The following is a 21722-nucleotide window of genomic DNA, read 5'->3' on the forward strand; positions in this document are numbered from 1 at the left end:
TCGCCGCGCGCCGAGCGAAAGGACCACCGTGCCCACCCTCCCCATGACCGACGCCGAGTGCCTCTGCGCGACCGATGCGCTCTCCGACCAGCTCGACCTCTACGCCAACCTGCTCGTGCGCAAGGGCGTGGCCCTGCGCGAGGGCCAGGAGCTCGTCCTCCAGGCCCCCATCGAGCGCGCGGACTTCGCGCGGCGCGTGGTGGCCGCGGCCTATCGCGCCGGCGCCGGGCACGTGACCGTCATCTGGGCGGACGACGCCGTCACGCGCCTCACCTATGAGAACTGCCCGCTCGAGCACTTTGAGCACACGCCCTCATGGCAGGTCGAGCAGCTCAACTCGCTCGCGGAGGAGGGCGCCGCGTTCCTCTTCCTCGAGGGCCAGGACCCCGGTGCCCTGCGCGGCATCGACCCGGCCAAGCCCGCCGCGGCCGCCCGCGCGCGCAACACCGAGTGCCGCTCCTTCCGCGACGGCATGGACTTCGGCCGCAACGCCTGGTGCATCGCTGGCGTGCCCGTGGTCGCCTGGGCGCGCGAGGTGTTCCCGGGCCTGAGCGACGCCGAGGCGCTCTACCGCCTGTGGGCCCTCATCCTGCAGGTCTCGCGCGCGGACGGCGAGGACCCCGAGAGCGCCTGGGAGACGCACAACGCCTCGTTCGAGAAGACCAAGCGCTTCCTCAACCAGCACCGCTTCGACGCTCTGCGCTACGAGGCCTCAAACGGCACCGACCTCACGATCGGCCTTCCCGAGGGGCACGTCTGGGACGGCGGCGCGGGCCGCACGCAGGACGGCGTCACGTTCTTCCCCAACATCCCCACCGAGGAGGTCTTCACCTCGCCCGACCGCCTGCGCGCCGACGGCATCGTTCACGCCGCGCTGCCGCTCGTCCACGCCGGGCAGACGGTGCGCGACTTCTGGCTGCGCTTCGAGGGCGGCCAGGTGGTCGACTACGGCGCCGCCCAGGGCAAGGAGGTCCTGCGCCACATCATCGAGACGGACGAGGGGTCGCGGCGCCTCGGCGAGTGCGCGCTCGTCTCCAAGAACACGCCCATCCGCCAGAGCGAGACCCTCTTCTACGACACGCTCTACGACGAGAACGCGAGCTGCCACCTGGCGCTGGGCATGGGCTTCCCCGAGTGCGTGGCCGACGGCACGAGCCTCAGCAAGGACGAGCTTCTCGCCCGCGGCGTCAACCAGAGCAGCGCGCACGTGGACTTCATGATCGGCACCGACGACCTCAACGTCTACGGCATCGCCGCCGACGGCACCGAGACGCCCGTCTTCGCGGACGGTCAGTGGGCCTGGGAGTAGCCGCGCCGCGACGGGCGCGTGGTAGAATCGACCCCGCGCGCCGTTAGCTTAGTTGGCAGAGCAGGGGACTTTTAATCCCAAGGTCCAGGGTTCGAGGCCCTGACGGCGCACCACTAACGACGAGCAGGCCGGGGAGCGCACTTCCCGGCCTGCTTTCTTGTGGCAAGCGGCCTCGCGCCCCCGCTACGGCGCGACGCGGCGAATCTCGTGGATGCCGGCCTCCAGCAGGATCTCAACGTCCTCGTCGGTGGCCCCGGTGTCGGTTATGAGCAGCGACACGCGATCGAGCGGCGCGTAGGTGAAGCCCGCGGCCACGCCGAGCTTGCTCGAGTCGGCGAGAATCACCATGCGGTCGGAGCGCTCCACCATGAGGGAGTTGACGGTGGCCTCCTGCTGCGTGGTGGAGGTGATGCCGGTCACCGTGGAGATGCCCTCGCACCCCACGAAGCACGTGGTGGCCGAGACGCTGCGCACGTTGGCGAGCGCGAACTCGCCCGAGAGCACGCCGCGCGGCGGGCGGATCTCCCCGCCGGTGACGAGGATCATGCCGTTGGGCGGGATGGGGAGCTCGTGAGCCAGCGCGCTGTTGGTGACCACGGTCACGCCGTGCGCCGTGATGTGGGGCACCAGCGCCAGCGCCGTGGAGCTCGTGTTGATGAACAGCAGCTCGTGCTCGCTCACCAGCTCGGCCGCAGCCCGCGCGATCGCGGCCTTCTCGGCCTCGAACGGCGCTCCGCCGCCCGGGCGCTCCTCGCCCTCGGTCGCCCCCGCGAGCGAGGCCTCCCCGTAGCGCCGCGCCACCTGGCCGCGCGCCTCGAGCTCCGAGAGGTCGCGCCTGAGCGTGAGCTGAGAGACGCCCAGCCGCTCGGCGAGGGCCGCCACCCCCACGCGCCCCTCCTCGGCCAGGATGTTCAGGATCGTCCGCCTGCGCTGCTCGACGAACGCCCGTCCGCGCCGCTCGGCCATGGTGCTCACCCCTTCCGCAACGGCCCGCGCCGCGCATGGCGGACCGTAGATGCTCATTTTGAATGTTGACATCCTCTTACACCTACCACAAAGGGTCAATCATGAATAATATGAACGATTAAGTTGACCGTTGACGGACAATTACTGACCGTTTACGGTATTTACGAACAGAACGACCATTGTTCTTCAACATTCGTTCATAATATTCAGCAACAAATCGTTCCAAACGTTCTTCAAAACGAACGAAAGGAACGAAAGGAGCACAGAGGGAAAGGAGAGGACCGGATGCTGCTCAAGGAAATCTACGAGAAGGGGCACTACGCGTTCACGGAGGGCCCCATCGACGATTGGAGGGATGCCATCCGAGCGTGCTGCAAGCCCCTCGAGGCCGACGGGACCGTCGACCCGATCTACGCCGAGGAGATCGTCGCCTGCGTGGAGAAGCACGGCCCCTACATCGTCCTGATCCCGGGCGTGGCCATGCCGCACTCCACCGAGAACGCCACCGGGTGCCACGGCACCGCCATCGGCTTCATGCGCTGCGCGTCCCCCGTCCACTTTGACGAGGAGGGGCAGGACCCCGAGAAGGACGCGCAGATCTTCTTCACGCTCTGCTCCACCAACCAGGAGGAGCACTTCGCCAACATGCAGCGCCTCTACGCGATCCTCACCGACGACGCGGTGGTCGAGAAGCTCAAGGCTGCCACCAAGCCCGAGGACCTTCTCGAGATCGATGCCCTCGTTGACGAGGACAAGCTCCAGCACGATCAGGCCTAGCGCCTGCCGACCCAACTAGGAAGGGAAGTCCATGGACATCCTCATGGGTATATGGACGTGGTTTGCGAACAACATCCTGACGCAGCCCGCCTACTTCATCGGCCTCATCGTCGTCATCGGCTACGCGCTTCTGCGCAAGCCCTGGTACGACATCCTGGCCGGCTTCATCAAGGCCGTCATCGGCTACCAGATCCTCGCCGTGGGCTCGAGCGGCCTGACCAACGCGTTCCGCCCGATCCTCGTGGGCCTGCAGGCGCGCTTCAACCTCTCGGCCATGGTCATCGACCCGTACTTCGGCCAGAACGCCGTCCAGGCGGCCATGGAGGACACCAGCTCCAGCGCCCTGCCGTTCATCTCCGGCAAGTCCTTCTCGCTGGTCATGTTCCTCCTGCTCTTCGCGTTCATCCTGAACATCGTCCTCGTGGCGCTCAAGAAGTACACCAAGTGCCGCGCCCTGTTCACCACCGGCCACGTCCAGGTGCAGCAGGCCTCCACGGCGTTCTTCCTGATCCTGTTCTGCTTCCCCGCGCTCAAGGACCAGGACTGGGCCGTCCTCGCCATCATGACGGTGCTCCTCGGCCTGTACTGGGCCGTGGGCTCCAACCTCTGCATCGGCCCCACCCAGGAGCTGACCGACGGCGCCGGCCTCACGATCGCCCACCAGCAGATGTTCGGCGTGTACGTCTCCAGCAAGATCGCCGGCTGGATGAACAAGCACTCCAAGAAGGAGTCCAAGAACGTCGATGACATCAAGCTCCCGGGCTTCCTCAAGATCTTCAACGAGAACATGGTCGCCACGGCCATCCTCATGACCCTGTTCTTCGGCGTCATCCTCATCATCCTGGGCCGCGACTTCCTGGTCGAGCAGGGCTTCATGACCGAGAGCCAGGACTTCGTGATGTACATCATCACCACCTCGTTCGAGTTCGCCGTCTACCTCGCGATCCTGCAGCTCGGCGTCCGCACCTTCGTCACCGAGCTCACCAACTCGTTCCAGGGCATCTCGACCAAGCTCCTCAAGGGCTCCGTGCCCGGCGTCGACTGCGCCGTCACCTTCGGCTTCGGCGCGCCCAACGCCGTGACCATCGGCTTCCTCTTCGGCGCCCTCGGCCAGTTCCTCGCCATCGGCCTGCTGATCCTGCTCGGCAGCCCCGTCGTCGTCATGGCCGGCTTCGTGCCGCTGTTCTTTGACAACGCCACCATCGGCGTCTACGCCAACGACAAGGGCGGCCTGCGCGCCTGCATGCTGCTGCCGTTCATCTCGGGCCTGCTGCAGGTCTTTGGCTCCGCGCTCATCGCCGGCTGGGTCGGCATGGCGGCCTACGGCGGCTACCTCGGCATGTGGGACTGGGCTGTGGTCTGGCCGATCATGACCGGCCTCATGAAGTTCCTGTCCTACGCGGGCCTGGCCATCTGCATCATCGCCCTGATCGCCATCCCGCAGCTCCAGTACCGCGCCAACAAGGAGACCTACTTCATGGAGGTCGAGGACTGGGAGCAGTGCAAGAAGATCCGCGCCGAGAAGGCCGCTGCCAAGGCTGCCGCCAAGTCCGGCAAGTAGCGACCGCCCGGTCCTGAGCACCACCTCACACGCAAGCGGGCCGGGGCGCGACGCCCCGGCCCCCAAGAGAAAGGGACACCATGAACGCCAAGATCCTCGTCGCCTGCGCCAACGGAGCCGGCACCTCCCTGATGATGAAGATGACCGCCGAGCGCGTCACCAAGAAGCTGGGCATGGGCGTGGCCGACATCCACCACTGCGCGCTGTCCGAGGGCGTCTCCTCCGCGCGCCAGTACGACATCGTCTTCGCGCCCGCCAACTTCAAGAGCATGTACGATGACGCCGAGAAGGCCGGCGTGACGGTCATCGGCCTGCGCAACGTCCTCTCCGACAAGGAGATGGAGGACGCGCTCGTCTCCACCGGCGCCGCCGAGAAGTTCAAGGCCTAGGGGACGGCGACTCGAATGCAGTACACCAAGAAGGTCATCGCGAGCATGCCCAAGGCCTACGCCATCGGCACGTTCGACGGCGCGGACGCCAGGAGCTTCGTCATCGGCGTCGAGAAGGACGGCCCGATCCGCCGCTTCGCCCTCGACGGCACGCCGATGGAGACCGTGACCGAGGGCCCCGGCGGCGTCATGACCGTCACGCAGGTCCCCGGCCGTGACGACCAGCTCCTCGCGACCACCGAGTTCTTCTCGCCCAACTTCGGCGCCGACACCGCCGGCATAGCCTGCTACACGCGCGGCGCCGACGGCACCTGGAGCAGCCACCGCATCTGCGACCTGCCCTACGTGCACCGCTTCGGGCTGCTCACCGGCGCCGACGGCCAGCTGTGGCTGATCGCCTGCACCATCAAGAGCGCCTGCCGCCAGGTCAAGAACGACTGGCTGACCCCCGGCGCGGTCTACGTGGCCAAGCTCGGCGACGACCTGGCCACCGCCACGGTCGAGCCCACGCTGCTCACGGGCTGCCAGCTGCAGAACCACGGCTTCTGGTACGCGCCCGACCACAGCTTCGCGCTCGTGTCCACCGCGGCCGGCGTCTTCCGCTACACCCCGCCGGCGACGGCCGACGGCGCGTGGGACGTGCGCTGCCTGATCGTCCAGCCCACCAGCGACATCTGCATGGTGGACTTCGACGGTGACGGCAAGGACGAGATCCTGACGCTGTCCGCCTTCCACGGCGACACGCTCTCCGTCTGGCACGAGACCGAGGTCGAGGACACCTACCAGAAGGTCTGGGAGGATCCCGAGAAGCGCGACTTCCTGCACGCCATCTGGAGCGGCGAGCTCGCCGGCGAGAAGTGCGCCATCGTGGGCAACCGCAAGGCCGGCCGCGACCTGCTGCGCGTCTACTACGCCGACGGCGCCTACCAGCTCGAGGTCATCGACCACGACCGCGGCCCGGCCAACTGCTGGGTCATCGACGACGACGGCCAGGCGCGCGTCATCGCCGCCAACCGCGAGACCGACGAGGTCGCGCTCTACGACGTCACCGCCTGACACGTGGAAAAGGGACAGTCCCTTTTCCACATCTCACCGGTGGGGCCCAGCGCCCCGCCCCAACCAAGAAGAAGGAGGATCGAACATGTCTGCCATTGACGAGGTCACGCGCGAGAAGTGGATCATGAACACCTTCCCCGAGTGGGGCACCTGGCTCAACGAGGACATGGAGGCCGCCCAGCCCGCCCCCGGCACCGTCGAGATGTGGTGGCTCGGCTGCACCGGCATCTACATGAAGACCCCCGGCAACACCGCCATCACCATCGACCTGTGGACCGGCAACGGCAAGCGCACCCACGGCGACGGCAAGATGAAGCCCGGTCACCAGATGGCCAACATGGCCGGCTGCCGCAAGATGCAGCCCAACCTGCGCAACATCCCGTACGTCTTCGACCCGTTCGCGATCAAGCACGTGGACGCGGTGCTGGCCACGCACTACCACCAGGACCACATGTCCAAGGAGTTCGCCGCGCACGTCATCCAGTCCGGCATGACCACCACCGACGAGAACGGCAACGAGATCCCCGTTCCGTTCATCGGCCCCAAGAAGTCCGTCGAGTTCTGGCTCAAGTGGGGCGTGCCCGAGGACCGCTGCATCACCGTGAAGCCGGGCGACAAGATCAAGGTCGGCGACATCGAGATCATCGCGATGGACTCGTTTGACCGCACCTGCATCACCACCACCGACTCCACCGGCGAGGACCGCGAGGACCTCTGGGGCAAGTGCCCGATGGACATGGACGAGAAGGCCGTCAACTACCTGCTGCGCACTCCGGGCGGCAACATCTACCACTCCGGCGACTCGCACTACTCGATCTACTTCGCCAAGCACGGCAAGGACATCGCCAAGGAGTACGGCGGCGTGGACGTGGCCTTTGGCTCCTACGGCTGCAACCCCATGGGCATGCAGGACAAGATGGAGGCCTCCGACATCATCCGCATGGCCGAGGCCCTGCAGTGCAAGGTCGTCATCCCCATCCACTGGGACGTCTGGACCAACTTCGAGGCCGACCTCAACGAGATCGAGGTCCTCTACAACATGCGCAAGGAGCGCCTGGGCTACACCTTCAAGCCGTACTACTGGAAGGTCGGCGGGCACTACACCTACCCGACTGACTACGAGGCCGGCAAGAAGTACTTCGTCTACCAGCGCGGCTTCGAGGACTGCTTCGAGCACGAGCCCAACGTGCCGTTCCGCAGCGTCCTGTAGCGCGCGAGGGGCTTCTCGCCCCTAGCTGAGCCTTTGAGAAAACCGCAGGTCCAAGGGCCGGTCACCACCACGGTGGCCGGCCCCGGGGACCGTCTGCGCCGCCCCGGAGGGCCAGGGCGGGCGGAGGGAGGATAAAGTGTCCAAGAAATACCTGCTCGGGATGTACGAGAAGGCCGTGCCCTCCGAGCTCACCTGGATCGAGCGCCTCGAGGTGGCGCGCGCGTGCGGCTTCGACTACGTGGAGATGAGCGTCGACGAGTCCGACGCGCGCCTCGAGCGGCTGGAGTGGTCGCCCGGCGAGCGTCGCCAGCTCGTGCGCGCGATGGACAACACCGGCACGCTGATCCGCTCGATGTGCCTGTCCGGCCACCGCAAGTACCCGCTCGGCGCGAGCGACCCGGCCGTCGAGGCGCGCTCGCTCGAGATCATGAAGAAGGCGCTCGACCTGGCGTGCGACCTCGGCATCCGCACGATCCAGCTGGCTGGCTACGACGTCTACTACGAGGAGGGCACGCCCGAGACGCGCAAGCGCTTCGAGGAGAACCTCGCGCGCGCCGTCGAGATGGCGTCGCGCGTGGGCGTCCTTCTCGGCTTCGAGACCATGGAGACGCCGTTCATGGACACCGTCGAGAAGGCCATGCGCTACGTGGACCTCATCGACAGCCCGTACCTGGGCGTCTACCCCGACCTGGGCAACCTGACCAACGCCTCGTTCCTCTACGGCAAGAGCGTGCGCGACGACGTCGCCACGGGGCGCGGCCACATCATCGCCGCCCACTGCAAGGAGACCGTGGCCGGCAAGTACCGCGAGATCCCCTTCGGCACGGGCACCACGGACTACGAGGGCGGTCTCGACGAGCTGGTCGCGCAGGGCGTGCGCCGCTTCGTGGCGGAGTTCTGGTACGTGGGCTCCGACGCCTGGCGCGAGGAGGCGGCCGAGGCGTCGAGCTTCGTGCGCGGCAAGATCGACGCGGCCTTCGAGCGGGCGGGGCTGTAGCGTGTCCGCCGCCGGCACCTACGCGTTCTTCGACATCGACGGGACGCTCGTCTACCGCGACGAGCGCCACCTCAACGGCGCGCCCACCGACCGCGTGCGCGCGGCGCTCGAGGAGTACGCGGCGTCCGGCGGCACCTGCGTGCTGTGCACCGGCCGGCCCCAGGGGCTCGTGGTCCCCGAGGTGGCGTCGCTGCCCTTCTCGGGCTACGTGACCATGGACGGCGCCCACGTGGAGCTGGACGGGCGCGTGGTCCGCGACGTGGCCATGCCGGCCGAGGTGGTGCGCGCCGCGCTGCGCGAGATGGAGCGCCTGGACATCTCGGCCATCTGGGAGAGCGCCGAGCTCAACGTGTCGCTCGACCGCGGCGAGAACTGGTTCCCGCACGTCACCACCGTCGCCACGGCGCGCGAGGTGGAGGCGCTCAGGCCCGACCTGCGCTTCTCCAAGGCGGTCTTCCACGACCACGAGCTCGAGAAGTTCAACTCCAGCGAGATCCTGCGCTCGAGCCTCGTGCTCTTCCGGCTGGGGGACGGCATGAACGAGGTGACGGTCGAGGGGATTGACAAGGGCGCCGGGCTTCTCGCCTTCGTGGACGCGCTGGACGAGCCGCCGGCGCACACCTACGCCTTCGGCGACTCCGAGAACGACCTGCCCATGCTCGCGGCGGCCGATACCGGCGTGGTCATGGGCAACGCGCGCCCGCACGTGATCGAGCGCGTGCGCGAGCTGGGGGGCTACGTGACCGACGGCGTCCTGGACGACGGCGTGGCCACGGCCCTCGAGCACTTCGGACTGATACGGGGCTGACGGGAGGCCGAGGTCTCTCGCCAGCCAGCGGAGGGAAGGGATTTTCAGATGATGCTCAAGGAGCTTCGCGAGAAGGTCTACGAGGCCAACATGGACCTGCCCAGGCACGGGCTGGTGGTCTTCACCTGGGGCAACGCCTCTGAGCTGGACCGTGAGCGGGGCCTCTTTGTGATCAAGCCGTCCGGCGTGGACTACGAGGACCTGAGCCCAGAGGCCATGGTCGTGTGCGACCTCGAGGGCAAGGTCGTGGAGGGCGACCTCAAGCCGTCGTCCGACACCGCCACGCACGCCGCGCTCTACCGCGCGTGGGGCGAGAAGGTCGGCGGCGTGGTGCACACGCACTCGCGCTCGGCCGTCGCGTGGGCGCAGGCCGGCCGTGACATCCCGGCCTACGGCACCACGCATGCCGACTACTTCTACGGGCCGGTGCCGTGCATGCGCGGCCTCACCGAGGACGAGATCGAGCGCGCCTACGAGCTGGAGACCGGCAACGTGATCGTGGAGGGCTTCGCCGAGCGCGGCATCGACCCGGTGGCCGTGCCCGCCGCCCTGGTGCGCAACCACGGCCCCTTCACCTGGGGCACCGATGCCGCCGACGCGGTCTACCACGCCGTGGTGGTGGAGGAGGTGGCCCGCATGGCCATCGACACCGAGGCGCTGGCGCCCCACTGCGGTCCCGCGCCCCAGTACCTGCTCGACAAGCACTACCTGCGCAAGCACGGGCCCAACGCCTACTACGGCCAGCGCTAGGTGGAAAAGGGACAGTCCCTTTTCCACATCGGAACAAGAGAGAGGGAGTCACCATGAAGTTCTTCATCGACACCGCAGACCTCGACGAGATCGCCGAGGCCAAGAGCTGGGGCTGCCTGGCCGGCGTGACCACCAACCCGTCGCTCTACGCCCGCACGGGCGGCAAGCTCGCCGACTTCGAGCCGCACATGCTCAAGATCGCGGAGCTCTGCGAGGGCCTGCCGGTCTCGGCCGAGTCCACCGCGACCACCGTCGAGGGCATGGTCGAGGAGGGCAAGCGCCTCGCCGCGCTGGCGCCCAACATCGTGGTCAAGCTGCCGGTCTGCGAGAACGGCCTCGCCGCGTGCCGCGCGCTGGCCGACGCGGGCGTGCGCGTCAACATGACGCTGATCTTCTCGGCGCCCCAGGCGCTGCTGGCCGCCAACGCCGGCGCGCGCTACGTGAGCCCGTTCGTGGGCCGCTTCGACGACATCGCCGAGGACGGCATCAGCCAGCTCGCCGACATCGTGACCTGCGTGCGCAACTACGACTGGACCGGCAAGAACGTCGACGACCAGGTCGAGATCATCACCGCCTCGGTGCGCACGCCCAACCACGTCACCCAGGCCGCGCTCCTGGGCGCCGACATCGCCACCGTGCCGTTCGCGGCGCTCAAGAAGTGCCTCAAGCACCCGCTGACCGACCAGGGCCTCGCCTCCTTCGAGGCCGACTGGAAGAAGGTCACCGAGCAGGCCTAGCCTCCACGGGCCGGCGGGCCGCGCGCGTGGGTCCGTCGGCTCATCTGGGCCCTTCGGGGAGGCGGGCGCCGGGGAACGCGGACCCCGGCGCCCGCCTTTTGTGACGAGGGGCCCCACCGCGCGCGTCGTTTGTTTCGGCTGCGAGTATCTTCTCGCCCGCCGCTTGCGCCGCCCGCGCGCCAGGCCTATAGTCAGCCTCGTCAGACAGCCGCGGGCCAATAGCCCGCGCCCGCTCAACTACTGAGGAGGCCAACGTTGATGAACGTTCACAGCACGCTCATGGCTGCTGCGCCCCTCCTCGCAACCCGACGCCAGAACCGACGAATCACGCCCTAGGCGTCGCGTCCGCTCCAGCCTGCCGGCTCGCCGGCCCATTAGGCTCCTGCGCCCCGCGACGTCGGGGCATTTTCGTATCGTTTGGCAGATCGCACGACCGAAAGGAACAACACCATGGCAGAGAAGGAAAAGGTCGTCCTCGCGTACTCCGGCGGGCTGGACACCTCGGTCATCGTCAAGTGGCTGCAGGTCGAGAAGAACCTCGACGTCATCGCCATCTGCGGCAACGTGGGCCAGGACGAGAAGGACCTCAGCTGGATCAAGCAGAAGGCGCTCGACATGGGCGCCATCGCGTCCGAGGCCATCGACATGCGCGCCGAGTACGCCGAGAAGATCCTCTCGAAGGCCATCTGGGCCAACGGCAAGTACGAGGGCGTCTACCCGCTGCTCTCCGCGCTCAGCCGCCCGCTGATCTCCAAGCACCTCGTGGACATCGCGCACCAGTACGGCGCCAAGTACATCGCGCATGGCTGCACCGGCAAGGGCAACGACCAGGTGCGCTTTGAGACCTGCATCCGCGCGCTCGACCCCGAGCTCGAGATCATCGCGCCCGTGCGCGAGTGGGACCTCACCACGCGCGACTCCGAGATGGAGTGGGCCGAGGCCAACGGCGTGCCCGTGCCCACCACCAAGAAGAAGCCCTACTCCATCGACGACAACCTCTGGGGTCGCGCGATCGAGTGCGGCGTGCTGGAGGACACCTGGAACAAGCCGCCCGCGGACATCTGGACGATGACCGCCAACCTCGAGGACTGCCCGGCCGACCCCGAGGAGGTCGTGATCTCCTTCGAGGAGGGCATCCCCACGGCCATCAACGGCGAGAAGATGGACCTGCTCAGCCTCATCATCAAGGCCAACGAGATCGCCGGCCGCAACGGCTACGGCCGCATCGACATGATCGAGGACCGCGTGGTGGGCATCAAGAGCCGCGAGTGCTACGAGTGCCCGGCCGCGCTGCTGCTCATCCAGGCGCACCAGACGCTCGAGCAGCTCTGCCTCGATGCCGAGACGCTCAAGCAGAAGGCCAAGATGGACGTCGAGTGGGCCAGCACCGTGTACCGCGGCCTGTGGTTCTCGCAGAACCGCAACGCCATCGACGCGTACAACGCCTACACGCAGAAGTTCGTGAGCGGCGACGTGCGCCTCATCCTGTGCAAGGGCGGCCTGTTCGTTGACGGCGTGCGCTCCGACTACAGTCTCTACGACTACAACCTCGCCACCTACGACGAGGGCGACACCTTCGACCACACCGCCGCGGAGGGCTTCATCGTCCTCCACGGCCTGCAGTCCAAGACCTGGTCGCGCGTCCAGGGCCCGGGCAGCGGCCTCCAGCCGGTGCACTAGGCGGAACCTCGCACAGCCGCCGGCTGACGGCCGGCCGGGATTCGCTCCCGGTCGGCCGTTTTTTTGCTGCGACAGCATACACTTGAGAAGAGACCTGAAAGAACTTCTCGCTCTTTGCTCGATTTGTGAACTAAAGTGTATGCTAATAGGCGGAACGATGCGGTGCGCGAGCGAGAAGCCCGCGTGGCGAGAAGCCCGGCGAGCCCGAGGAGGTCCCATGCGCCTGTGCGTGTGCAAGCTCACGGCCCTGCGCGTCCTGCGCCGCCTGCGCGCGTCGGGGGAGCGTCTGCCCGCCGCGCGGTGCGACCTCCCCGCGCCCGACCCGAGCCCTGCCCGGCGCTGGACGAGGCGCCTTCTGCCCCTTGACCGCCTCGCGCTCGACGGTCCACCCGACGAGCGCCACCCCATCGACGTGGCCGTTCCCGCGCGCGAGTCGCGCGTCCAGGCGCGGTTCGTCAGCAACACGCTGCACTCGACGGAGCTGCCTCCGGGCTCGTTCGTCGACTTGGGCGACGGCCTCGTCATTCCCTGTCCCGAGCTGCTGTTCCTCGAGCTGGCGGGCGTCATGGAGACGGAGGTCCTCACGCTGCTCGGCTACGAGCTGTGCGGCACCTACGCTCGCGACGCGCGCTCCCCGCGGATGGGGGACGTTGCGTACAACGTCGAGCCCGTCACCTCGGTCGCGCGCCTCGACGCCTATCTGGGGTCCTGCCGGCACGTGCGGGGGCTCGTCGCGGCGCGCGACGCGCTCGAGCGCGTGGCCGACGACGCCTGGTCACCCCTCGAGGCGCTGGTCGCCCTCATGGCGGTCACGCCGATCGACCGCTACGGCTACGGCCTCGGTCCCGTGCGCCTCAACCGCCGCCACGCCAACGACCCCCAGCTCGTGGCCATGGGAGCCCGCGCCACGCGCGTCCCGGACATCGAGGTGGTCGGCACGTCGGTGGGCTTCAACTACGACAGCCGCGACCACTTTGACCTGCGTTCTATTGCCGAGGCACCCCCGGAGCGGACCGCCGCGGCGATGGACGCCGTGCGGGCCAAGTACCGCGACGACCTTGGTCGAAACCGCGAGTTGGCCGCGCAGGGTCGCATCATCCTGCCCGTGACCACGGAGGACCTGTTCGCGCCGGGCGGGCTGGATGCCGTGATGCTGGAGGCCCTGCTGGCGGTTGAGAAGCTCGACAACCGGCCGATCGATCCCATGGTCCGCGCGCTGCTCAGCTCGGACGTGCTCGGGTGGGTCCGCCAGCTGGTCATATGGTCGCTGCTGCCGTGGGAGCCGGGGGCTCGTTATGCCGCCGAGCTCAAGGCGCACCGAACCTCGTCCAAGCCCAAGACCTACGACGCCATCGTGCCGTTCTGAGGGTCCCGTCGACCGTCGCTGCCGTCCCGTCGCGCCCACTGGCAGGGCGCGCTTTCGGCCCTTTTGAGCGCCCGCGCCGCCCGCGTGCGTAGTTCTACCCCAAATAGCATGGCACTTGGTTTTGGCCCTTTCGAGCGTCCCGCGCCTCTCGTTGCCCACTTCGTTCCCAAATAGCATACATTTGGTTTTGTGAACTCGGTAAAACGCGATGATTGTTTTCAGACTTGCTAAGAAGTGCATGCTATCGAGAAGACCGGTCGTACCGGACCAGCCAGAACCACACGCAACCGCGCACGTCTAACCGCCACGCTCACGCAACCCCGCTGACCCGCTGCTCGCTTTGGTACCCTAGGAGGCGAGAAACGCGAGAAGGGAGCCGGCATGGCGCTGTGGGGCGGCAGGTTCGAGAAGGGCGTGGACCAGTTCACGCAGGAGTTCGGCGCGAGCCTCGAGGTCGACAAGAGCATGGCCGCGCAGGACATCGCCGGCAGCCGCGCCCACGCCAAGATGCTGGCTGAGCAGGGCATCATCTCCGCCGAGGACCAGGCGGCCATCGACGCGGGCCTGGCCGACATCGCGGACCAGATCGCCGACGGCACCTTCGTCTGGGACGTCAACGACGAGGACGTCCACATGGCCGTGGAGGGCGCCCTCACGCGCGCCATCGGCACACCCGGCGCCCGCCTTCACACTGGCCGCTCGCGCAACGACCAGGTGGCCACCGACATCCGCCTGCTCGCCAAGGACCTCTGCGACCAGCTGATCGAGGGCAACACGGCTCTGCGCCGCGTGCTCGTCGAGGCCGCCGAGAAGCACCTCGACGTGGTGATGCCCGGCTACACGCACCTCCAGCATGCCCAGCCGGTGCTGCTCTCCCACCACCTGCTCGCGTACTTCTGGATGTTCACCCGCGACCACACCCGCCTGGTTGCGGCCCGCGCGGCGGCCGACGCCAACCCGCTCGGCGCGGCGGCGCTCGCCGGCACCACCTACCCGCTCGACCGCCGGCGCACCACCGAGCTGCTGGGCTTCTCGCGCACGATCCCCAACTCGCTCGACGCCGTCTCGGACCGCGACTACCTGCTCGACCTCGAGTACGCCTGCGCCGTGAGCATGATGCACCTGTCGCGGCTGTGCGAGGAGATCGTGCTGTGGAGCTCCACCGAGTTCGGCTTCATCACGCTGTCCGACAGCTACTCCACCGGCTCGTCGATCATGCCGCAGAAGAAGAACCCCGACTTCGCCGAGCTCACGCGCGGCAAGACCGGTCGCGTCTACGGCGACCTGATGGCGCTGCTGACCACGATGAAGTCGCTGCCGTTGGCCTACAACAAGGACCTCCAGGAGTGCAAGGAGGGCCCGCTCGACGCCGCGCGCACGCTCAGCGACTGCATGGAGATCGCGGCGGGCATGATCGAGACCATGACCGTGCACGCCGACGTCATGCTAGCGCAGGCGGGCACGGGCTTCTCGGCGGCCACGGACGTGGCCGACTACCTGACCAAGAAGGGCATGCCGTTCCGTGAGGCGCACCGCGTGGTGGGCGAGCTCGTGCTCTACTGCGAGAAGCACGGCAAGGGGCTCGAGGACCTCACGGCCGAGGAGTTCCGCGCGGCGAGCCCGCTGTTCGACGCGGACATCGCGCGTGACCTGGATCCTGCCGGCATCGCCAACGCACGCGTGACCTACGGCGGCACCGGCCACGACGCCGTGGTCGAGCAGCTCAAGGAGGCGCGCGCCGCGCTGGAGGGGTAGCGGCGACGCGCAAGAAACCGCGCATGTCGGCGCCTTTCGCCGGGGCCTGCGCAGAGAACCGCGGAAGTCTGTTGCCGCAGTAACCGACTTCCGCGATTTCTTGAGCGGCGGCGCCCAGAACCCTCCGACTTCACGCGATTCGCAAGCGCGGCAGGCGCGCGACCAGGCCCGCGCCCGCCTGCGGTATCATGGCAGCGGAAAAGACGAGGTGAGGGGGTTACATGGCCGACATCCGCCGCGAGGGCGTCTCGCCCGCCACGGATGAGCTCGCCAGCACGCTGATGGGAGACGCGCTGGACCTTCTCGCCGCGGGCGAGCCCTTTGAGGTGCTGCTCGTCGTGCAGGACACCTCCGGCGCCACGCAGTCCTTCGAGTTCACGGACGACGGCCCCGAGGCCTGTCTCGAGGCCGCCCGCGCGCAGGTCGGCCAGGTCGCGGGCGCCGTCCGCTACGCGCTCGCCTACGAGGGCGCCGTTGCCGACGAGGCCGGCGCCTACGCCGACGCCCTGCTGCTGGAGTTCGGCGAGCGCGGCTGGCGCGGCTACTCGGCCTTCTCGCTGATCGACGGCAAGGGCTCCGGCGAGGGTTTCACGTGGACCGACCCCGCGCCGGCCGGCGAGGTGCCCGCACTGCTGTAAAGTACCGTATATCGAGAAAATCCAACCATCGGCCGAGAGGCGCCGCCGCGCGCCGCTCGGCCGCCGCAACGCGAGAGGGACCCATGCGCCAGGAGAACATCAGGAACATCGCCATCATCGCCCACGTCGACCACGGCAAGACCACGCTCGTGGACCAGATGCTCAAGGCCACCGACGCCTTCCGCGAGAACCAGCAGGTCCAGGACCGCGTGCTCGACTCCAACGACCAGGAGCGCGAGCGCGGCATCACCATCCTGGCCAAGAACATCTCGATCGAGTACAAGGGCATCAAGATCAACGTCATCGACACCCCGGGCCACGCCGACTTCGGCGGCGAGGTCGAGCGCGTGCTGCGCATGGCCGACGGCGCGCTGCTGCTGGTGGACGCCGCCGAGGGCCCCATGCCCCAGACGCGCTTCGTGCTGCGCCACGCCATCGACGCGGGCCTGGCCATCATGATGGTCGTCAACAAGATCGACCGCGAGGGCGCGCGCCCCGAGGCCGTGGTCAACGACTCGCTGGACCTCATGATGGACCTCGGCGCCAGCGACGAGCAGCTCGAGTTCACGATGGAGCACGTGGTCTTTGCCTCCGCGGTCAACGGCTTCGCCCGCCTGGCGCCCGACGACGGCAACATGGACATGTACCCGCTGCTCGACATGATCGTGGACGCCCTGCCCGCGCCCGACGTGGACCCGGACGGCCCGCTCGCCATGCAGTGCGTGACCATCGACCACTCCGAGTACGTGGGCCGCATCGGCATCGGGCGCATCTACTCCGGCACTATCCACGACGGCGACAGGATCCTCGTGGTGAAGAACGACGGCAGCCGCGCCATGAGCCAGGTCAAGCAGCTCTTCACCTTTGACTACCTGGGCCGCACCGAGACCCGCGAGGTGGCCGCCGGCGACATCGCGGCCGTGGTGGGCGTGGACTCCACCGACATCGGCGACGTCTACACCGACCCGGACAACCCCGTTGAGCTGGAGCCCATCGAGATCGACCCGCCCACGCTGTCGGTCATCTTCGAGCCGTCGACCTCGCCGCTCGTGGGCCGCGAGGGCGACATCGTGGGCGGCCGCCAGCTCAAGGAGCGCCTCATGCAGGAGCGCGAGAACAACGTGACCATGCGCATCGAGGAGCTGCCCGACAAGACCGGCATCGAGGTCTCCGGCCGCGGCATCCTGCACCTCTCGGTCCTGATGGAGACCATGCGCCGCGAGGGCTTCGAGTTCCAGGTGGGCCGCCCGCGCGTGCTGTTCAAGAAGGACGAGAACGGCCAGATGACCGAGCCCGTTGAGCAGGCCGTGGTGGAGTGCCCCGGCGAGTACTCCGGCAAGGTCATCGAGGTCTTCGGCAACGCCGGCGGCACCATGACGAGCATGGACTCCGGCACCACGCAGACGCACCTCGAGTTCAAGATCCCCACGCGCGGCATCATGGGCCTCAAGAACCGCATCCTCAACGTCACGCACGGTGAGGCCGTCTTCTACCACACGTTCCTCGAGTACGGCCCGTACGCCGGCGAGATCGGCGTGCGCCAGAACGGCGCGATGATCTCCATGTCCACCGAGAAGGCCGTGGCCTACGCCCTCGGCACGCTGCAGGAGCGCGGCCAGCTCTTCGTGGCCCCCGGCGACGAGTGCTACGAGGGCATGCTCGTGGGCGAGCGCTCCAAGCCCGGCGACATGGTCGTCAACATCGCGCGCACCAAGAGCCTGGGCAACCAGCGCTCCTCGACCGCCGACATCGCCGTGCAGCTCACGCCGCCGCGCTCCTTCACGCTGGAGGAGGCCCTCGAGTACATCATGGACGACGAGCTGGTGGAGGTCACGCCCAAGAGCGTCCGCATGCGCAAGCGCATCCTCAACGAGACCGAGCGCCGCAAGTGGGCCGTTCGCAACGGCAAGGTCAAGAAGTAGCGAGAAGGACCAGAGGCCCGGAGCCACGGGGCCGTGCCGAGGTTGGGCGCGGCCCCGTTCTTCTCGCCGCGTCGCGGCCGGCGGTTAGCTACGAGTGACGCCCTCGCCGCGTCGCGCGCCAGCGGGTCACGCGCACGCGCCGGGCCGCCCGTCGAACCGGTGCCGCCACGCGCGGTCCCAGGTCAACGTCGGCGGGCGTCTGCACGTTGAAGTGCAGCGACCAGCGCCGCAGCCCAATCGTCACCGCCACGCACAGCAGCGCGCCCCAGAACTTGCTCACGTGTCCGAGCACCACCGCGCACCAGTACGCGGCGCTGCCGGCCAGCGCGCACACGGCGTAGAGGTTGGAGCGCTGGAAGATGCGCGGCACGTCGCCGAGGAACACGTCGCGCAGCATGCCGCCGCCCACGCCGGTGATCACGCCCATCAGCAGGCACGAGGCGGGCAGCAGGTCGTTGACCAGCGCCTTGTCGCAGCCCACGAGCGCGAAGAGCGCCACGGCGGCGATGTCGAGCCACTCCAGCAGACTGCCCGCGCGGTCCAGCGGCCGCGGGAAGAGGAAGGCCAGCAGCCCGGTGGCGGCGCTCGCCGGGATGGCGAACGGCGAGTCGAGCATGTAGACGCTGCCGACCTGCATCATGACGTCGCGGATGAGGCCGCCGCCCAGCCCGCACAAAAGCGCCAGCCCCACGAACCCCACGGCGTCGAGGTGGCGCGCCCGTGCCACGGCGATGCCGGTGGCCGAGCCCACGATCACCGACATCAGGTCCACCCAGGCGGGCAGCGAGACGGCGGCGAGCTCGGGGCTGGATGAGGTGAAGATCTCGGGCACGGTGACTCCTCGGCGGTCCTTCTCGACAGTGCCCGCCCATTGTCGCGCAAGTTCCCCTCGGCGGCCGCGCGATCGGGGCCCATTTTTCAGGGTGTGCGAGCGGGTTGTCTCACCCCTTGTGCGGGGTAAATCCGGGCAAATTGGGGCTTCGCAGCGGGCGCCACTTACGCTATACTGTCCGCTGCACCATTTACGGAGAGTTGTCCGAGTGGCCGAAGGAGCACGATTGGAAATCGTGTAGGCGCCTAAAGCGTCTCCAGGGTTCAAATCCCTGACTCTCCGCCAGATCTTTCCGTGGCGCCTCCGGGCGCCACGTCACCCTTCGGAGGGGTGGCAGAGTGGTTGAATGCGGCGGTCTCGAAAACCGTTTACCCCTTCGGGGGTACGAGGGTTCGAATCCCTCCTCCTCCGCCATGTGAGCCTCGGGTCGGTCTCGCGGGACCGACCCTTTTTCATGCCGCGCGCCGGCGCCCTTATCGCCCTGTCACATCCGCCCCTGTTTGCGGCCACCGCTCAAACAACCCGCAAAAAATGATTTCATATTCATATAATTGCAGGAAAGAAAAACGATTTTGTCAGTTTTTGCGGGTTAATTGATGTCAGAGCAATACGATGAGAAGGGCGAGCCGGCAGGAGGCGCCCCCGCGCTAGAATGGTCCCGACGAAGGGAGGGCGCGTGACCGTCGAGAAGGACGCGCAGATGGAGGGCTTTACGCTGGGCGCGCCGGCGCTGGTCTGCCGCTGGCGGCTCGCCGCGCGCACGCTGCCGATGGAGAACCGCTTGCTCCGTGCCCTCTCGCGCCGCCGCGCGAACGGCGCCCCCGTCTCCCCGCAGCTCGTCGCGTGGGCGAAGCAGCACATCGAGTGGACGCTCGCCGATGGTGCCGCCGCGCACCCGGACGGCGTGCTCATGCTCATCATCGACGAGGAGGGCCGCGCCGCCATGACGGTGGGTCCCTACGAGCCCCTCGCACACCCCACGACCTCGCTTCTCGCCGAGCGCGCCTGCGCGGCCGAGCTCGAGGCCGCGCGGACGGGCGTGGCGCCCGAGACCCTCTGGGGCGTGCGCGGCGACGCGCTCGTCTGGGGCCGTCCCGCCGACGCCGCACCCTCCGCCATCGACACGCTCGTCTCCGACCTCGCGCGCACCGTCGGCATGAGCGTGGAGCGCGACGAGCTTCTCGCCCATCGCGCGCTCGACGGGGACGCCCGCCTCGACGAGACGTTCCTCGCGTCGGACGAGCACGGCGTGGTCCCGTCCTCCACCGCGTCCGGCCCCCGCTCCGCGCGGCTCGCGCAGGGGTATGCCCGCCTGCTCGCCGCGGCCAGCGCCAAGCGGCGCTAAGATCCGGGCGCCAATCCGCCGCGCTCGCGCCGCCGGACCTCCGCTAGGCGGCCCACGCGCGCCTCTCGCCCGACGCGCGCGTTATCAACCCTGACATTGGGTAGTAGACTGACTGTGCTTGGGCCTCTGGCCCGGTCTCGTCATGCGCCTATGGCGAGAAGCGCCCGGGACTCGTCCCGGTCAGCCGATATACGGTAGAAGGAGAGGATATGGCGCGTAAGTTTAAGTCCATGGACGGCAACGAGGCGGCGGCGTACGTCTCGTATGCGTTCACCGAGGTGGCGGGCATCTACCCGATCACCCCGTCCAGCCCCATGGCCGACCACGTTGACCAGTGGGCTGCCCAGGGCATGAAGAACGTCTTTGGCACGCCGGTCAAGGTCGTCGAGATGGAGTCCGAGGCCGGCGCCGCCGGTACCGTCCACGGCTCGCTGGGTGCCGGTGCGCTCACCACCACCTACACCGCCTCGCAGGGCCTGCTCCTCATGATCCCCAACATGTACAAGATCGCGGGCGAGGGCCTGCCGGCCGTCTTCCACGTGTCGGCGCGCACCGTGGCCACCCACGCGCTCAACATCTTCGGCGACCACTCCGACGTCATGGCCTGCCGCCAGACCGGCTTCGCCATGCTCGCCGAGGGCAACGTCCAGGAGGTCATGGACCTCGCGCCGGTGGCCCACCTCGCCGCCATCGAGGGCAAGGTGCCGTTCCTGAACTTCTTCGACGGCTTCCGCACCTCTCACGAGATCCAGAAGGTCGCGGTCTGGGACTTCGACGACCTCAAGGAGATGCTGGACATGGACGCCGTCCAGGCGTTCCGCGACCACGCCCTCAACCCGGAGCACCCGCACGCGCGCGGCTCCCACGAGAACGGCGACATCTTCTTCCAGCACCGCGAGGCCTGCAACAAGGCCTACGACGCGCTTCCCGCCGTGGTCCAGTCCTACATGGACAAGATCAACGAGAAGCTCGGCACCAGCTACCACCTCTTCGACTACTACGGCGCCGACGACGCCGACCGCGTCGTGGTCTGCATGGGCTCCTTCTGCGACACGCTCGAGGAGGTCATCGACTACCTCAACGCGCACGGCGAGAAGGTCGGCCTCGTGAAGGTCCGCCTGTACCGTCCGTGGTCCATCGAGGACTTCGTGGCCGCGCTGCCCGCCACCGTCAAGAAGATCGCCGTGCTCGACCGCACCAAGGAGCCCGGCTCCATCGGCGAGCCGCTCTACGAGGACGTCGTCGCCGCCCTCTACGAGGCCGGCAAGACCGGCATCCAGGTCGTCGGCGGCCGCTACGGCCTCGGCTCCAAGGACGAGCCCCCCGCGGCCGCGTTCGCGGTCTACAAGGAGCTCGAGAAGGACGAGCCCAAGCGCGAGTTCACCATCGGCATCGTGGACGACGTCACCAACCTGTCGCTGCCCATGGACCCCGACTGCCCCAACACCGCCGACCCGAGCACCATCGAGTGCAAGTTCTGGGGCCTCGGCGGCGACGGCACCGTGGGCGCCAACAAGAACTCGATCAAGATCATCGGCGACCACACCGACAAGTACGTCCAGGCCTACTTCCAGTACGACTCCAAGAAGACCGGCGGCGTCACCATCAGCCACCTGCGCTTCGG

General features: G+C 68.0%; 19 protein-coding genes and 3 tRNA genes. 20 read left to right on the forward strand and 2 right to left on the reverse strand.

Going from position 1 to position 21722, the window contains the following annotated elements; all coding sequences use genetic code 11:
• Window positions 1-43 precede the first annotated feature (43 nt).
• Together ACWTSU_RS00005 and ACWTSU_RS00010 are read left to right on the forward strand one after the other, a co-directional pair.
• On the forward strand, window positions 44-1309 hold the full coding sequence (locus ACWTSU_RS00005; protein ID WP_455137867.1) for an aminopeptidase: 1266 nt from the start codon (window positions 44-46) through the stop codon (window positions 1307-1309).
• 37 nt (window positions 1310-1346) lie between these two features.
• Window positions 1347-1422 (forward strand) — tRNA-Lys (locus ACWTSU_RS00010).
• A 70-nt stretch (window positions 1423-1492) separates the two neighbouring features.
• Here ACWTSU_RS00010 and ACWTSU_RS00015 read toward each other — a convergent pair.
• Entirely contained in the window at window positions 1493-2275 is a 783-nt protein-coding gene (locus ACWTSU_RS00015) for a DeoR/GlpR family DNA-binding transcription regulator (RefSeq protein WP_455137849.1), read from the reverse strand.
• Window positions 2276-2560: 285 nt separating this feature from the next.
• Here ACWTSU_RS00015 and ACWTSU_RS00020 point away from each other — a divergent pair, with 285 nt between their 5' ends.
• From ACWTSU_RS00020 to typA, 14 genes are all read left to right on the forward strand, one after another.
• Complete coding sequence (locus ACWTSU_RS00020; protein ID WP_455137850.1) at window positions 2561-3052, forward strand: PTS sugar transporter subunit IIA; 492 nt, start codon at window positions 2561-2563, stop codon at window positions 3050-3052.
• A gap of 31 nt (window positions 3053-3083) precedes the next feature.
• On the forward strand, window positions 3084-4613 hold the full coding sequence (locus tag ACWTSU_RS00025) for a PTS ascorbate transporter subunit IIC (RefSeq protein ID WP_455137851.1): 1530 nt from the start codon (window positions 3084-3086) through the stop codon (window positions 4611-4613).
• Window positions 4614-4693: 80 nt separating this feature from the next.
• Window positions 4694-5002, forward strand: coding sequence for a PTS sugar transporter subunit IIB (locus ACWTSU_RS00030; RefSeq protein WP_455137852.1), 309 nt, complete (start codon window positions 4694-4696; stop codon window positions 5000-5002).
• 15 nt (window positions 5003-5017) lie between these two features.
• Window positions 5018-6058, forward strand: coding sequence for a hypothetical protein (locus ACWTSU_RS00035; RefSeq protein ID WP_455137853.1), 1041 nt, complete (start codon window positions 5018-5020; stop codon window positions 6056-6058).
• 85 nt (window positions 6059-6143) lie between these two features.
• Window positions 6144-7268, forward strand: a complete 1125-nt coding sequence (ulaG, locus tag ACWTSU_RS00040; RefSeq protein WP_455137854.1) for an L-ascorbate 6-phosphate lactonase — start codon at window positions 6144-6146, stop codon at window positions 7266-7268.
• A gap of 136 nt (window positions 7269-7404) precedes the next feature.
• Complete coding sequence (locus tag ACWTSU_RS00045; protein WP_455137855.1) at window positions 7405-8265, forward strand: L-ribulose-5-phosphate 3-epimerase; 861 nt, start codon at window positions 7405-7407, stop codon at window positions 8263-8265.
• 1 nt (window position 8266) lies between these two features.
• Window positions 8267-9073: an HAD-IIB family hydrolase gene (locus ACWTSU_RS00050; protein ID WP_455137856.1), complete on the forward strand. Its 807-nt coding sequence runs from the start codon at window positions 8267-8269 to the stop codon at window positions 9071-9073.
• 48 nt (window positions 9074-9121) lie between these two features.
• Complete coding sequence (locus ACWTSU_RS00055) at window positions 9122-9823, forward strand: L-ribulose-5-phosphate 4-epimerase (protein WP_455137857.1); 702 nt, start codon at window positions 9122-9124, stop codon at window positions 9821-9823.
• A gap of 53 nt (window positions 9824-9876) precedes the next feature.
• Window positions 9877-10560 carry a transaldolase family protein gene (locus ACWTSU_RS00060; RefSeq protein WP_455137858.1) on the forward strand — a complete coding sequence of 228 codons (684 nt, stop codon included), beginning with the start codon at window positions 9877-9879 and terminating at the stop codon, window positions 10558-10560.
• A 450-nt stretch (window positions 10561-11010) separates the two neighbouring features.
• A complete protein-coding gene (locus tag ACWTSU_RS00065; protein ID WP_455137859.1) occupies window positions 11011-12240 on the forward strand; it encodes an argininosuccinate synthase in 1230 nt (409 codons plus the stop codon).
• A gap of 217 nt (window positions 12241-12457) precedes the next feature.
• Window positions 12458-13606, forward strand: a complete 1149-nt coding sequence (locus tag ACWTSU_RS00070; protein WP_455137860.1) for a hypothetical protein — start codon at window positions 12458-12460, stop codon at window positions 13604-13606.
• Window positions 13607-13987: 381 nt separating this feature from the next.
• Window positions 13988-15361 carry an argininosuccinate lyase gene (gene argH / locus ACWTSU_RS00075; RefSeq protein WP_455137861.1) on the forward strand — a complete coding sequence of 458 codons (1374 nt, stop codon included), beginning with the start codon at window positions 13988-13990 and terminating at the stop codon, window positions 15359-15361.
• Between the two features lie 221 nt (window positions 15362-15582).
• Window positions 15583-15999, forward strand: coding sequence for a hypothetical protein (locus ACWTSU_RS00080; protein WP_455137862.1), 417 nt, complete (start codon window positions 15583-15585; stop codon window positions 15997-15999).
• A gap of 83 nt (window positions 16000-16082) precedes the next feature.
• Entirely contained in the window at window positions 16083-17921 is a 1839-nt protein-coding gene (gene typA / locus ACWTSU_RS00085; protein WP_455137863.1) for a translational GTPase TypA, read from the forward strand.
• Between the two features lie 88 nt (window positions 17922-18009).
• Here typA and ACWTSU_RS00090 read toward each other — a convergent pair whose 3' ends face one another.
• On the reverse strand, window positions 18010-18753 hold the full coding sequence (locus ACWTSU_RS00090; protein ID WP_455137864.1) for a trimeric intracellular cation channel family protein: 744 nt from the start codon (window positions 18751-18753) through the stop codon (window positions 18010-18012).
• Window positions 18754-18947: 194 nt separating this feature from the next.
• On the opposite strand from ACWTSU_RS00090, the gene ACWTSU_RS00095 reads away from it, so the two are divergent.
• The 4 genes from ACWTSU_RS00095 to ACWTSU_RS00110 form a co-directional block, all read left to right on the forward strand.
• Window positions 18948-19038 (forward strand) — tRNA-Ser (locus ACWTSU_RS00095).
• Between the two features lie 39 nt (window positions 19039-19077).
• Window positions 19078-19167, forward strand: a tRNA-Ser gene (locus ACWTSU_RS00100).
• A gap of 262 nt (window positions 19168-19429) precedes the next feature.
• Window positions 19430-20098, forward strand: a complete 669-nt coding sequence (locus ACWTSU_RS00105; RefSeq protein ID WP_455137865.1) for a hypothetical protein — start codon at window positions 19430-19432, stop codon at window positions 20096-20098.
• 209 nt (window positions 20099-20307) lie between these two features.
• Window positions 20308-21722 (forward strand): 2-oxoacid:acceptor oxidoreductase family protein (locus tag ACWTSU_RS00110; protein ID WP_455137866.1); only part of this gene is annotated, 1415 nt, incomplete at its 3' end.

This window comes from Thermophilibacter sp., assembly GCF_966187215.1.

Excerpts from the sequence above, each read along its gene's own strand:
- ACWTSU_RS00005 (WP_455137867.1), top strand. The coding sequence starts at position 44 with ATGACCGACGCCGAGTGCCTCTGCGCGACCGATGCGCTCTCCGACCAG.
- ACWTSU_RS00015 (WP_455137849.1), bottom strand. The coding sequence starts at position 2,275 with ATGGCCGAGCGGCGCGGACGGGCGTTCGTCGAGCAGCGCAGGCGGACG.
- ACWTSU_RS00020 (WP_455137850.1), top strand. The coding sequence starts at position 2,561 with ATGCTGCTCAAGGAAATCTACGAGAAGGGGCACTACGCGTTCACGGAG.
- ACWTSU_RS00025 (WP_455137851.1), top strand. The coding sequence starts at position 3,084 with ATGGACATCCTCATGGGTATATGGACGTGGTTTGCGAACAACATCCTG.
- ACWTSU_RS00030 (WP_455137852.1), top strand. The coding sequence starts at position 4,694 with ATGAACGCCAAGATCCTCGTCGCCTGCGCCAACGGAGCCGGCACCTCC.
- ACWTSU_RS00035 (WP_455137853.1), top strand. The coding sequence starts at position 5,018 with ATGCAGTACACCAAGAAGGTCATCGCGAGCATGCCCAAGGCCTACGCC.
- ulaG (WP_455137854.1), top strand. The coding sequence starts at position 6,144 with ATGTCTGCCATTGACGAGGTCACGCGCGAGAAGTGGATCATGAACACC.
- ACWTSU_RS00055 (WP_455137857.1), top strand. The coding sequence starts at position 9,122 with ATGATGCTCAAGGAGCTTCGCGAGAAGGTCTACGAGGCCAACATGGAC.
- ACWTSU_RS00060 (WP_455137858.1), top strand. The coding sequence starts at position 9,877 with ATGAAGTTCTTCATCGACACCGCAGACCTCGACGAGATCGCCGAGGCC.
- ACWTSU_RS00065 (WP_455137859.1), top strand. The coding sequence starts at position 11,011 with ATGGCAGAGAAGGAAAAGGTCGTCCTCGCGTACTCCGGCGGGCTGGAC.
- ACWTSU_RS00070 (WP_455137860.1), top strand. The coding sequence starts at position 12,458 with ATGCGCCTGTGCGTGTGCAAGCTCACGGCCCTGCGCGTCCTGCGCCGC.
- argH (WP_455137861.1), top strand. The coding sequence starts at position 13,988 with ATGGCGCTGTGGGGCGGCAGGTTCGAGAAGGGCGTGGACCAGTTCACG.
- ACWTSU_RS00080 (WP_455137862.1), top strand. The coding sequence starts at position 15,583 with ATGGCCGACATCCGCCGCGAGGGCGTCTCGCCCGCCACGGATGAGCTC.
- typA (WP_455137863.1), top strand. The coding sequence starts at position 16,083 with ATGCGCCAGGAGAACATCAGGAACATCGCCATCATCGCCCACGTCGAC.